Genomic DNA, 13,662 nt, shown 5'->3' with positions numbered 1-13,662 from the left:
ATTGCAATGATATTATTAAGTTTTGATACAGAAGAATTTGATGTACCTCGTGAGCATGGTGTAGACTTTCCGTTGGATGAAGCAATGAAAGTGTCAGTCTATGGTACAAATCGGATACTGGACTGCCTGAAAAACAACGGGGTGAAAGCTACTTTCTTTTGTACAAGCAATTTTGCAGAAAATGCGCCGGAAGTGATGCGGCGCATTATGGACGAAGGACATGAAGTTGCTGCGCATGGATGTGACCATTGGCAGCCACAGGCTTCGGATGTCAGTCGTTCAAAAGAAATTCTGGAACGTCTTACCGGCAGGACGATACAAGGTTATCGCCAGCCGCGTATGTTCCCCGTATCAGATACGGAACTTGAACGGATGGGGTATGTATATAACTCCTCATTGAATCCCGCATTTATCCCCGGAAGATATATGCATTTGTCGGAGCCCCGTACCTGCTTTATGACGGGTAAGTTACTTCAAATCCCGGCTTCTGTAACTCCGTGGATTCGCTTCCCGCTATTCTGGTTGTCTTGTCATAATCTGCCGATGTGGCTGTATCAACTCCTGGTAAACCGGGTATTGAAGCATGACGGATATTTTGTGACTTATTTCCACCCGTGGGAATTCTACCCGTTGGGTGAACATCCTGAATTTAAGATGCCTTTTATTATCCGCAATCATTCCGGTAAAGGAATGGAGGAACGTTTGGATGTGCTTATCCGCAAACTGAAAGAAAAAGGATATGCTTTTATGACTTACTCGGAATTTGCACAGATAAAACTGGCTGAACTAAATAAACCGGACGAAAAATGATAAAATTGGCTATTGTATCCCCCTGCTATAATGAGGAGGAAGTGTTGGAAGATTCGGCCGCCCGTTTGACAGCCTTGTTTGATGAGTTGGTGGCGAAAGAAAAGATCAGTGCCGACAGCTTTGTGCTCTTTGTGAATGATGGCAGCAAAGATCGTACATGGAGCATCATTAAGAAACTGCACGGGACGAATCCTTATATAAAAGGAATGAATCTGGCACGGAACGTGGGACATCAGTATGCGATCATGGCCGGTATGATGACCGCTAAAGACTGGAGTGATGCCGTTATTACCATTGATGCCGATTTGCAGGATGATCTGAATGCGATTGAGGAGATGGTCGATGCCTATATGCAAGGATATGATGTTGTATATGGAGTGAAAGTATCCCGTCAGGCAGACCCCGTGTTGAAACGTCTTTCTGCAACAGCCTTTTATAAATTACAGCACAGGATGGGAGTGGAGACTATCTACAATCATGCGGATTTTCGTTTTCTAAGCCGGAGAGTGCTGGAAAAGTTGTCTCATTATCAGGAACGCAATGTCTATCTGCGTGGTATTATCCCGTTGCTGGGTTTCCCTTCTACTACGGTAGATGATGTGATCCGGGAACGGACAGCCGGAACTTCCAAATATACAGTGAGAAAGATGTTCAGTCTGGCTTTGGACGGGATAACCTCTTTCTCGGTAAAGCCCATTTACGGAATTGTTTATCTGGGAGGTATCTTTGTTTTTATCAGTATTTTGATTGGAATCTATGTTCTTTACGCATTGATTTCGGGTACTGCGGAACATGGCTGGGCCTCTTTGATGTTGTCTATCTGGTTTGTTGGCGGGGTTGTTTTATTATCCATAGGAGCTGTCGGACTGTATATTGGCAAGATTTATAAAGAGGTAAAACGTCGTCCGCTCTATAATGTGGAAGAAGTGTTGTACGATGATCAGAATAAGTAAGGCTATACTTGAGAAGCACCCGGATTGGCGGGATAAGTTCTGGCAATTTGTTCGTTTTGGAGTTGTCGGCACTATATCTTCAGCCATTCATTACGGCGTATATTGCCTGGTCTTGTTGGTTGCGAATGCCAATATCTCCTTTACGGCTGGTTATGCTGTAGGATTTGTCTGCAACTACTTCCTGACTACTTTCTTCACCTTTCGTTCCAAACCATCCTCGCATAATGCGATCGGCTTTGGTTTTAGTCATCTGATTAATTACCTGCTTGAGATCGGCTTACTGAATCTCTTCCTCTGGATAGGGGCGGGTGAACTGCTTGCACCGATACTGGTAATGATTATCGTGGTGCCTATCAATTTCCTGATTCTTCATTTCGTTTATATCTATAAAGGGAGGAAATAACACTATTCAATCCCTTTCATTTAATTCATAAAAAGAAAAGGCTATTATGAAACGTTTTCTAAATCTTATTGTATATATACTTACCATACATGTTTCGGCTTTACTGATCGCAGGACTGTTTCGCCTGGTACTTTTTATCTCATCTTATCATCAGTTGACCTCTGAAGCCTTGTCGGATAAGACACTTCCGATGCTTGCTTTTGTGCATGGTGTCTGGTTTGACAATGTGATAGGCTGTTACATACTTCTGTTGCCTCTGGTAGTTGCGGTGGTATGTGGAGTTTGCAACTATTATGGGAAAGCGTTGTTCCGTTTCTTTACGATCTTTTTCAGTGTCTTTTATGGATTGGTTTATTTAATCAGTGCGTCGGACATTCCTTATTTTGCCTATTTCTTTAAACATATCAACTCTTCCATATTCGAATGGTTCGGTTATGCGGGAACTACCGCCGGAATGATATTGGGGGAAAGTGCCTATTATCTGTCCATCGGATTATTCCTTCTCTTTCTGGCCGGATTCGTAGTTTGGCTTATCTATCTGGCACGTTATTTCCATCATCGTAGCCTTACCATTTCCGCTCCGTTTCCTTATTGGAAGCGAGGAGGGGCGGTTCTGATCGGTGCTTGCTTAATCGGACTCTGCATCTTTGGAATCCGGGGGCGTACAGGCTATAACCCGATCAAAGTAAGTGCGGCATATTTCTGTCAGGATGCTTTTCTCAATCAACTGGGAGTAAGTCCTACTTTTAACCTGCTGACGAGTGTGATGGATGATATGAGACCTGAAAATAAATACTTGCATCTGATGGATGAACAGGAAGCCATCACCAAGGCGCAAGCTCTGCTCAACCGTCCGGGAGATGCGAATGTTTCCCCGTTGGCTGTTTATAGGCATGCTGCAAAAGCGGATAGCGTGCAACAACGCCGTCCTAATGTCGTCTTGATTATGATGGAGTCTATGTCCGCCAAGTTTATGAAGCATTTCGGGCAATCGGAGACTTTGACTCCTTTCCTGGATAGCCTGTATACCCGTTCTATCAGTTTCCGCAATTTCTATTCGGCAGGAATCCATACGAACCATGGTTTGTATGCCACCTTGTATTCTTTTCCGGCTATGATGAAACGGAACCTGATGAAAGGCTCTGTCATTCCCCGCTATTCGGGACTGCCTACCGTACTGAAAGAAAACGGCTATTACAACCTTTTCTTTATGACGCATGAAGGACAGTATGATAATATGAACGCTTTCTTCCGGACGAACGGCTATGATGAAGTGTTTTCACAAGAAGACTATCCGGTTGATAAGGTTGTGAATAGCTTTGGAGTGCAGGATGATTTCTTGTATGACTATGCAATTCCGGTATTGAATCAGCGGGCTGCCACCGGACAACCGTTTTTTGCTACTTTACTGTCCATCAGTAATCATCCGCCGTATGTGATACCTCCTTTCTTCCATCCGAAAACAAGTGAACCGGAGATGCAGATCGTTGAGTATGCGGATTGGGCTTTGCGTCAGTTCTTTGAAGAGGCGCGTAAACAACCCTGGTTTGATAATACGATATTCGTATTGGAAGGAGATCATGGCAAACTGGTGGGAGACGCCGAATGTGAACTACCGGAATCTTATAATCATATTCCACTGATGATTTACTCCAGCCGTATTCAGCCGGAAGAGAAAACTGCATTTGGCGGTCAGGTAGATATACAGCCAACAATATTAGGGCTGTTGAATATTGATTATCTACAGAATAATTTTGGAGTGGACTTGCTGAAGGAAGAACGTCCCTGTATGTTCTATACTGCTGACAATATGGTGGTGGGACGCAATGACACGTTACTCTACCTTTATAATTACGAGACTCAGCAGGAACTTACTTATGATATCGGTAACGGCAAATTGAATGCTGTTCCGATGGATGATAGCTTTTTTCCTTTGAAAGAATATAGTTTTTCCATGCTCCAATCGGCGGAGTTCCTTGTGAAGCATGGAAAAACGCTTAATTCTATACCTTTTACTCAACAATAGGAGTCGTTTCGTTATTTTCAGGCTGTTGGTTTTTAACGAACTTGTATATCTTGGCTATTTGCCGGAGTACTCGTTTAGGGGATTCATATACCTCCTCAAACTGATACCCTTCTTTCTCGAATTCGGGAAGATATTTCTCTGCATCATTCGTGCCGATTAACAAGAAACCTTCCGAAGGACGTTTCTCATAGAAGTTGTCGAGACGATTGTGCAGATAGAAATTGAGTTCGAAATAATGTACGGGGTCACCTGCTGCATGCAGACTTTCTTCAATGAATTCGTACATCGTTCCTTCGCTTTCCGGCGCAACCTTTTCTATTTCTGTAGCGATGAATTTGACCGACTTCGAATTTAATGCTGCCGGCTGATAAGCACCGTCCAATGCAAGGTATAATCCCATTGTAAGCACAACGAGAGCGTATAGGAAACGGTTGTTCAATGCATTTTTCCGTTGATAGAACCACCAGTAGATACCGAGAATGGTAGGAATGGCAATCAGGAATAAGGCCCCTGCTCCGCTGATATTCTGTATTGCACGCATGAAATTAATATTGTCCTGCGCGTGACGACCCTGGAAAATAGTTTCAGGGATGAGTCCGCATTTTAATACGATGAAGCAGGTGAACAGTAGCAGGCTGATTACTGCAAGAATACTTCCGTATACCTTGATGACTTTAGATTGCTTCTTGACCAGATAGAATAGATATTTGGCAAGGAAATAAGCAATGAAAGGATAGATCGGCATCAGATATACACTACGTTTGCTCTGCGGAATACAGTAGAAGACGAAGATTACAACGATACTGGTGAAAGAGAATAAATCCACCGGGTCCATATTCTTTATCCATGTGGTGAAGCGTTTCCACCAGGCTGCCGGTTGGATGCTGAATTTATGGTAAGTCAGGCTGAACAGGGAGAGCACGACTAACAGTGTCCAGGGAACGTATCCGGCAAATAGGGTCACAAAATTATAATGCCAGGGGTTCACGCATGAATTGTAACTCATGGTATTAGTCATACGACCGAAGTTTTCTTCCATAACTAATGCCAGGAACTCTTCTCCACCTTGTTGGTAAGCAGCGACATACCAGCAGAAAGGCAGGATGAGTGAAAGAATGGCCCAGGCGGAAAGTAACAAGAATGCTTTGAAGAAGTTGACACCCCGGAGTAACAAGAAGATGCCTACCACTAAACATGGAATGATAGTACCTACCGGTCCTTTAGTCAGTGTTCCGCAACTCATCAGGAGAATGGCCAGCCAGGGAATACCTTTGAGTCCCTTCTCATACCATTTGTAGAGACAATACAGAGCGCCAACGGTGAGCGCTGTCAATACCATATCCACCCGGCAGTTTGCTCCGGCCCGGTGCAGCTCAAAATTAGTCAGGGTAATAAAGGCGGCCAACAACGCCAGTTCCACTCCTTTTCTTTTGGCAAAGAACAGAAAGCCGCAGAGGGTCATGGCGATCAGGGCGATGGCAGACGGCAAGCGGGAGGTCATTTCTGTGACTTGCCCTCCATTCACTGCTGCCGAAACAGCAGCAATGCTCCAGTGGAAGAAAGGCGGTTTGTAAGCCATTTCTCCTCCGTTGTTTCTGGGTAAAATCCAGTTTCCGCTATCCAGCATGGAGTAGGAGACAATAGATTCGCGAGGCTCCCCTTTGGTGTGGTACTCCGATAAACCGAGGAAAGGCAGGATAGTAACTACGCAAATGACTAGTAACAGCCAGAAAGCTTTGTTTGAAGTCAATGTTTTCATCTTTATCTTATATTGAAATTTATGTTCTTTTATTTTCTGCCGAAGTCGGCCGGAATTTCTCCCCATTCTTTCGTTTCCCATTTCAGAATACGGGTGGTATAGGTGTTTCCCTGCAACCATTTTTCTGCCCGTTCAATCAACAGAAAGAGTTCTTCTGTTTCCGGGGTTCGGGGGAGTTTGGTCTTGCACTTTTTCTGTCGCACCCAGCTGATGGCATTCGCGCTGTCACTGTAAATGGGCATATCGAAACCTTTCTTTTTCAGCAACGCCAAACCGTGTACGATGGCTAGAAACTCACCGATATTATTCGTGCCTTTCATCGGGCCGAAATGAAAAATCTCCTGACGGCTGGCAATGTGTACGCCGCGATATTCCATCGGTCCCGGATTACCGCTACAGGCTGCATCGACAGCCAGGCTATTGTCGATCACACAAGAAGGTAAAGTATCTGAAGAAGGTTTAGGACCTCCTGATTTAGCCTTTGCATTCTTGCCGATATAAGCATAGGGAGACATTGTCAACGCGCGTTCCGCTTCTTCGCGCGTATCAAATGATTTGTATTTGGCAGCTTCATATCCTTTGATTTGAAGTTGGCAGTCTGTCCAGGAAGTATAAACTCCGGGGGTGACACCTTCCCATACTACATAAAATTTCTGTTTAGCCATTTTTTCTGACGATAATTTTAGATAGTCAATGAATTGACGCTGCGAAGGTACAAATATATTCTCTAACTGAACAAGTTAGGGGGGCTACTTGTTATAAAAAAAAGAGAGTTTTAAGAATATAAAATAAGAAAGGAACTATTATGGAAAGATCTTTTAGTGAAGCTTTGAAACAACGTCGAACTTACTATTCAATTACTAATCAGTCACCTATATCCGATCAGGAGATCGAATGTATCGTTAATATGACCGTGCGCCACGTACCGTCGGCATTCAATTCGCAATCTACCCGTGTGGTACTTCTATTGGGAGAATCGCATAAGAAATTGTGGCAGATTGTGAAGGACGCATTAAAGAAGATTGTACCGGCTGAAGCGTTTGTCAAGACAGAGGAGAAGATAGATCATTCGTTTGCCTGTGGGTATGGCACTGTATTGTTTTTTGAGGATCAGAAGGTTGTGAAAGGGCTTCAGGAGGCTTTCCCGGCTTATCAGGAGAATTTCCCGGGATGGTCATTGCAGACTTCTGCCATGCACCAGTTAGCTATCTGGGTAATGCTCGAAGATGTAGGTTTCGGAGCATCGCTGCAACACTATAACCCGTTGATTGATGAAGAAGTGCGCCGTGCATGGGATTTGCCGGAACATTGGCATTTGATTGCGGAAATGCCGTTCGGACTTCCTCTCGGCAAACCGGGTGAAAAAGAATTCCAGCCGCTTGAAGAACGGGTGAGAATCTTTAAATAAATCGGGAATGAAGAATGAATAATGAAGAATTGGATGGCATAATGGCTAAAATTCTTTATTCTTCATTCTTCATTCTTCATTAAATGATTAATTTTGTGAGCAAAATTAATCATTTATGGTTCGTATCTTCCTTACCGGCTATATGGGTGCCGGAAAAACGACGTTGGGTAAGGCTTTTGCCCGATATATGAATATACCGTTCATCGATCTGGACTGGTATATTGAAGAGCGTTTTCACAAAACCGTTGGAGAATTATTCATTGAACGAGGCGAAACAGGATTCAGGGAGCTGGAGAGAAATATGCTCCATGAAGTAGCTGAGTTTGAGAATGTGGTAATTTCGACGGGGGGTGGAGCGCCTTGTTTTTATGATAATATGGATTTTATGAACCGGACCGGAAAGACTGTTTTTCTGGAGGTGCATCCGGATGTGTTGTTCAGGCGCTTGCGTGTGGCTAAACAACAACGTCCTATTCTTCAGGGTAAAGAGGATGAAGAACTGAAAGCGTTCATTGTTCAGGCACTCGAGAAGCGTGCTCCTTTTTATCATCAGGCACAATATATCTTTAATGCAGACGAATTGGAAGATCGTTGGCAGATTGAAACATCGGTGCAATGTTTGCGACAACTTTTGGGATTGTAGAAGTAACAGTCGTTATATTTTGTGTAATCGTCATTTGGAAAGCTGTGGAATGTGTGTAATTTGTGCCTGATAATGAATGATTATTGGGAGGAATTTTACTGTATTCAGAAATCAGGTAGTTGTAATGTTCTCTTTTTGTTGGAACTTCGTTTTTTTTGAGACTCTTGTTTGTGCATTCGGTCAATATTTGTACCTTGCACTCGTTATGAGATTTTTTATTGACTAGTAACACAAAATTAAGGTAAAGTTCTATATCATGAAAACTTTAAAAGAGAAATTTGGGGAGTTATCCGCTAAAATTAAAGCATCCGGACAGCCTGCAAGGGTATGGTTTCCGCAGTATACACCGGCTTCATTGTTAAGTGCGGAAAACTGGTGGGAAGCATTGGCTGTATGTGAATATGCTTTGGACACAAAAGAAGACGAGAAATTAACAGAAGATTTTTTTGAACTGATATTCAGTGCTTTTGACTGTAACGTAGAGGTGGAACTCAACGCGGAAGAATATGAATTCTGGTGGGAAAAGGTGATGCAGGTATGCGACCGTGTGGCAGAGTTTAGCGGTGCGGGATGGGCGCAGAAGGGTGCACAATATTCCGAAGCCCGTTATGGAAAGCGGGACATGAGTTATTTGTTTCCATACTACGAGAAGGCCGCCGATATGGGTTGGGCTGAAGCGGAAGCAACTGTTGCCTATTGGCGATACATGGGATTCTATTGCGAACAAGATAAAGAAGAGGGTGAACGGCGTTTTGCAGCTCTCACTTCTCCCGAAGCTATTTTATGGGGAAAGCATTATCGTGCTTTTGCCGAAGAATTTGCAGGGGATAAAGCAAAGGCATTACAGATACGGAATGAACTGCTTGCCGAACTGCCTGAAGGTGAACGTTTGCGTGCTCATGTATATGCATCGTTAGGAGATGCGCTCGACAGAGCGGAAGGTAACGTGGCAGAGGAAGCTGCTTACTACGAAAAAGCCCTGGAAATAGTTCCCAATCTTTATAGTCTTAAAAATCTGGCTACGCTTTATTTCCGTTACCCGGAACTGAATAAACCGAAAGAATTGAGCTTTGAACTTTGGGAAAAGGCTTGGCATGCCGGTGTGTGGTCTGCCGCCAATTTCCTGGGATATAACTATCAGGAGGAGGAATGGCTGGATATGCCTAAGGCGATTGAATGGCTGGAAAAGGGCATGCTTTATTGTGAACCCTACAGTGCGTATGAACTGGCATTGATCTACCTGTATAATGATGAATATAAGAACGTGGAACGTGGACTGATGTGTCTGAACCGTTGCGTGGAGGATGATTATATACAAGGTATCGAAGGACTGGCCAATATTTATTTCAACGGTGATTTGGTGCCGGAAGACATGAATCGCGCGAAAGAGTTGTTGGAGAAAGCCATTGAGTTGGGTTCGGGAAGTGCAGCTTATCGTTTGGGCTGGATGTATGAACGTGGCTTCTTGTCTGAAGAACCGGATTATGTGAAGGCTTTAGAGTTTTATGAAAAAGCGGCTTCACTGAATAATGCCGATGGGTATTGCCGTGTGGCTCTTTATCTGGCTAATGGATATAGCGGTGTGAAGGACCCTGTAAAATCAAGGGAATATTATGAAAAAGCGGCCGAACTGGGTGCTTGCTTTGCCCTTGTGGAACTGGCATTCTTATATGAGAATGGCGATGGAGTGGAGAAGAATTATGAAAAGTCATTTGAACTGATTAGCAAGGCTGCCGAACAGGGTTATCCTTATGCAATGTTCCGTGTAGGTCTTTATATGGAAAAGGGTGTTCTTGGTGAAGTGAAACCGGAAGAGGCCTTTGCCTGGTATACAAAGGCAGCTGAAGCGGACGATAATGATGCGATCTTTGCTTTGGGACGTTGCTATAGAGAAGGTATCGGAACGGAAGAAAATTGGGATAGGGCACTCGAATGGTTTAGTAAAGGGGCGGAAAAGAATGAAGCCCGTTGTCTGACGGAACTGGGGATGGCTTATGAGAATGGTAATGGCGTGGAAGAGAATCCACAGAAGGCAGTGGAATATATGATGAAGGCTGCTGAACAGGATTATGGCTATGCTCAGTTTAAGATGGGAGATTATTATTTCTTCGGTTGCGGTCCCTGTCTGGAAGATAATAAAACGGCAGTGGAATGGTATGAAAAGGCAGTGGCTAATGAGATTCCGATGGCTATGCTGCGTGTGGGTGAGTATTATCTGTATGACTATGATAGCCTGAATGAGTCGGAAAAGGCTTTTGCTTATTTCAAGAAAGCTGCCGAATATGAATGGTATAGTGAAGGACTGGGTATCTGTTATGAAATGGGTATCGGAGTGGAAGAGAATGAAACGGAAGCCTTTAAATATTATACACTGGCTGCGGATAATGGAAATACGACAAGTATGTATCGTACCGGACTTTGCTATTATAACGGAGTAGGTGTGAAACAGAATTATGCTGAGGCCTATCGCTGGTTCACGGATGCGGCGGGGAATGAGAATGTCGCTGCAATTTATTATCTGGGCAAGATGATGATGTATGGCGAAGGTTGTAACCCTGATCCGGAAGCTGCAGTGCAATGGTTGCTGAAAGCTGCCGAGAAAAATAACGATAAAGCACAATTTGAACTTGGAAATGCCTATCTGACAGGAAATGGCGTGGAAGAAAACGATGAAATTGCAATGGAGTGGTTCGAAAAGGCCGCAGAGAATGGCAATGAGAAAGCTCTTAAAATCACCGGAAGGAGGAGGAAGTAAAAGAGGAACATGGAAAAAGAAGGGAATAATCTGTTTCAGGTCAATCTTAAAGGTATGATTGCCCTGTTATCAGAGCACATTTATAGTAACCCGAATACTTTTGTTCGCGAACTGTTGCAGAATTGCGTAGATGCCATCACGGCTCTACGCAATATTGACGAGAATTATAAAGGTCGCATCGATGTCTTTCTGAATGAGGACAAGACAGTGGTATTTCGGGATAATGGTATCGGACTGAAAGAGGAGGAAGTTTATCGCTTTCTGACTGTTATCGGGGAGAGCTCAAAGCGGGATACTCCCGATGCGGACGATTTTATCGGAAGGTTCGGTATCGGATTGTTATCTTGTTTTGTGGTGACCAATGAAATCACCGTAGAGAGTCGTTCTGCAATGGGCGGACAGCCTGTTTGCTGGTGTGGAAAAGTGGATGGGACGTATCAGCTGACTTTATCAGACGAAGAACGGCCCATCGGCTCACAAGTGGTATTGCACCCGAAAGGAGACTGGATGCATCTTTTTGAATATGAAACATTTAAGAAGATACTGGTCGGTTACGGAGAAGTGCTGCCGTATCCTATCTATCTGCATTATCAGGGGGAAGAGGAGTTGGTAAATACGCCTTCGCCTGTATGGCTTGACCCGAAGGCGACTCGTAAGGAGTTGCTGGATTATGGAGCGAAAGTGTTTCAATCGTCTGCTCTCGATGCTTTCCGGATCTATACTGAAAGCGGCAAGGTGGAAGGGGTGCTTTATGTCCTGCCTTTCCGTACACAATTTTCAGTGCGCAACTCTCATAAGGTCTATCTCAAACGTATGCTGTTGAGTGAGGATGATTGCAATCTGTTGCCGTCGTGGGCTTTCTTTATCCGTTGTCTGGTGAATGCGGACGGGTTGCTGTCTACCGCTTCCCGGGAGTCTTTGGTGAGTAATGACCAACTGAAAGATGCCCGGAAAGAGATCGGGGTGGCTATCAAGGATTATCTGCGGGGATTGGTGCAGAATGACCGTGCCATGTTCAATCGGATTCTGGATGTTCATCACTTTCATATCAAGGCGATTGCTTCGGAGGATAATGAATTGCTTCGTTTGTTTATGGATTATCTTCCTTTTGAAACCAATAAGGGTTTGCGTAGCTTTGGAAGTATTCGTTCGGCAAGCAATGTGATATGTTATACCAAGAATCTGGAGGATTTCCGGCAAGTGCGGCGTATAGCCGGAGCACAGGGTTGGCTGGTCGTGAATGCTGCTTATACGTTTGATGAAACGTTGTTGAAAAAGTATGTCCGCCTGAATCCGGAACTTACTTTGGATGAAATATCTCCTTCACGGTTGCTGGAGCAGTTTGGTGAAGTGGAGGCGAACCAGGAGTTTCAGGCTTTTGAGGTGAAAGCGAACGAGTTGTTGAAGCGATTTGGCTGTATCTGTCGTCTGAAGCATTTTACTCCGGTGGATATTCCGGTTATTTTTGTGGCGGAGGAAAAGGAGAATGCCGCTAAAAGTGCTAATAATCCGTTGGCGGCTGTACTGGGAGCTGTGAATACTACAAAGCAGATTCCGCCGACACTCACTTTCAATGCGGATAATGAAATGGTGCAGACCTTATTGCAAATACAAGGAGACAATAAACTGTTTCAGCATGTGGTGCATATATTGTATGTACAATCGCTTCTGCAAGGTAAATATCCGGTAAACAGCGAAGAAATGGAGCTTTTCAACCATTCGCTAAGTGAACTGATGACTTCGAAAATGAATGATTTTATAAATTTCCTGAATTAAAAAAGAGTATGAGATACACACTTGAAATACAAAAATTGCTGTTGCAGACACAGAATGACAACCTGCATCCCCGCGAAAAAGCCAATCTATTGAAAGAAGCTATCCGCATCGCCGATGAGAACGAAGATGTGGAATGGGCTACGGAGTTGAGACTGGATCTTATTTATGAACTGAATCTTCTTTCGGCGGATGCTGAAGAGATTACCGTGTTCTCTAAAATTCTGGATGATTACGAGAACCACAAGGATGTGATTAAGGAAGATGACTTGTTGTGGAAATATAAGTGGATATGGGCTTGTACGTTCGATCTTCCGGAGATCCCGATGGAGCAGGTACAGGCAATTGGGGAGGATTATAAAACCCGTATCCTCCGGAACGGGTATTCTTTGCGGAGTTATTATCACCGCTGGTCTGTGGAATGTGTCTGGATGCGGCAGTATGACAAGGCGAAAGAATACATTGATAAAATGTTGAATGAGAAGATAGACGATCAGTCGTGTGAGGCTTGTGAATTGAACTTTATGCTGGATTATTATCTGGAAACGGGACAGTTTGATGAGGCTTACAGCCGCGCGCAACCGTTGATTAATAAGCAGGTCACTTGTTATGAAGCCAATTTGCGGGCCTATTTGAAGCTTGCTTATTATGCGCAGAAAGCAGGTAAACCGGAGATTGCCGCCGATATGTGTGCACGTGCCGAAGAAGCATTGGTGGGAAGAGAGAAGGATGAATATCTTTTGCTCTATCTGGGATTGTTTATTGCCTATAATATGATGACGAAGCCGGAAAGAGCTTGGGAATATGCCGAACGCTGTATCGGTTGGAGTTTGCGTACTAATACGCTGAAGAGTTATCGTTTCTCCTGTGATATGGTAGAGGCTCTGAAATATGAAACCCGTCCGGAAGTCTCGTTGTCTTTGCCGGAAGAGTTCCCGCTTTATCGTCCGGATGGGATTTATCAGGTAAACGAACTTCGCAATTATTTCTATCAACAGGCAGAAGAGCTGGCACGTCGCTATGACGCCCGTAACGGAAATAGTGGTTATATGGACCGTTTGAAAGATTTAATGTCTAATTAATTGCCAACATGTAGATTAATCCGTATTTTTGCCGTCCAATTATTTACTAA

The 13,662-nt window shown here is 44.0% G+C and carries 11 protein-coding genes; 9 read left to right on the top strand and 2 right to left on the bottom strand.

Translation table 11 applies throughout. The annotated features are described in order from the left end of the window. The first annotated feature begins 6 nt into the window (after positions 1 to 6). From KSX81_RS10485 to KSX81_RS10470, 4 genes are read left to right on the top strand one after another with little or no spacing between them, the layout of a single operon-like run. Positions 7 to 810, top strand: a complete 804-nt coding sequence (locus KSX81_RS10485) for a polysaccharide deacetylase family protein (protein WP_004298274.1) — start codon at positions 7 to 9, stop codon at positions 808 to 810. Next, positions 807 to 1,763, top strand: coding sequence for a glycosyltransferase family 2 protein (locus KSX81_RS10480; RefSeq protein ID WP_004298273.1), 957 nt, complete (start codon positions 807 to 809; stop codon positions 1,761 to 1,763). The genes KSX81_RS10485 and KSX81_RS10480 overlap by 4 nt, the downstream gene beginning before the upstream one ends. Then, positions 1,747 to 2,166, top strand: coding sequence for a GtrA family protein (locus KSX81_RS10475; RefSeq protein WP_004298272.1), 420 nt, complete (start codon positions 1,747 to 1,749; stop codon positions 2,164 to 2,166). The genes KSX81_RS10480 and KSX81_RS10475 overlap by 17 nt, the downstream gene beginning before the upstream one ends. Before the next feature lie 46 nt (positions 2,167 to 2,212). After that, positions 2,213 to 4,192, top strand: a complete 1,980-nt coding sequence (locus KSX81_RS10470; protein ID WP_004298271.1) for an LTA synthase family protein — start codon at positions 2,213 to 2,215, stop codon at positions 4,190 to 4,192. Here the strand turns inward: KSX81_RS10470 and KSX81_RS10465 are convergent. Then, the gene (locus KSX81_RS10465) at positions 4,179 to 5,951 is read right to left on the bottom strand and encodes an ArnT family glycosyltransferase (protein WP_004322482.1); all 1,773 of its coding nucleotides are present in this window, start codon (positions 5,949 to 5,951) and stop codon (positions 4,179 to 4,181) included. The genes KSX81_RS10470 and KSX81_RS10465 overlap by 14 nt on opposite strands. A gap of 29 nt (positions 5,952 to 5,980) precedes the next feature. Continuing rightward, the gene (locus KSX81_RS10460; RefSeq protein ID WP_004298269.1) at positions 5,981 to 6,616 is read right to left on the bottom strand and encodes a viroplasmin family protein; all 636 of its coding nucleotides are present in this window, start codon (positions 6,614 to 6,616) and stop codon (positions 5,981 to 5,983) included. Between the two features lie 140 nt (positions 6,617 to 6,756). Between KSX81_RS10460 and KSX81_RS10455 the strand changes: the two genes are divergently transcribed. From KSX81_RS10455 to KSX81_RS10435, 5 genes are all read left to right on the top strand, one after another. Beyond that, complete coding sequence (locus KSX81_RS10455) at positions 6,757 to 7,359, top strand: nitroreductase family protein (protein ID WP_004298268.1); 603 nt, start codon at positions 6,757 to 6,759, stop codon at positions 7,357 to 7,359. Positions 7,360 to 7,474: 115 nt separating this feature from the next. Further along, positions 7,475 to 8,002 carry a shikimate kinase gene (locus tag KSX81_RS10450; RefSeq protein WP_004298267.1) on the top strand — a complete coding sequence of 176 codons (528 nt, stop codon included), beginning with the start codon at positions 7,475 to 7,477 and terminating at the stop codon, positions 8,000 to 8,002. A 256-nt stretch (positions 8,003 to 8,258) separates the two neighbouring features. Continuing rightward, positions 8,259 to 10,757 carry a tetratricopeptide repeat protein gene (locus tag KSX81_RS10445; RefSeq protein ID WP_004298266.1) on the top strand — a complete coding sequence of 833 codons (2,499 nt, stop codon included), beginning with the start codon at positions 8,259 to 8,261 and terminating at the stop codon, positions 10,755 to 10,757. 9 nt (positions 10,758 to 10,766) lie between these two features. Continuing rightward, positions 10,767 to 12,533 (top strand): HSP90 family protein, encoded by a 1,767-nt coding sequence (locus tag KSX81_RS10440; RefSeq protein ID WP_004298265.1) that lies wholly within the window; start codon positions 10,767 to 10,769, stop codon positions 12,531 to 12,533. Positions 12,534 to 12,541: 8 nt separating this feature from the next. Continuing rightward, the gene (locus tag KSX81_RS10435; RefSeq protein WP_004298264.1) at positions 12,542 to 13,612 is read left to right on the top strand and encodes a tetratricopeptide repeat protein; all 1,071 of its coding nucleotides are present in this window, start codon (positions 12,542 to 12,544) and stop codon (positions 13,610 to 13,612) included. Positions 13,613 to 13,662 lie beyond the last annotated feature (50 nt).

It is taken from the genome of Bacteroides sp. MSK.18.37, assembly GCF_019129155.2.
Classification (GTDB): domain Bacteria; phylum Bacteroidota; class Bacteroidia; order Bacteroidales; family Bacteroidaceae; genus Bacteroides; species Bacteroides ovatus.
This window is presented reverse-complemented; position numbering and strand designations above follow the sequence as displayed.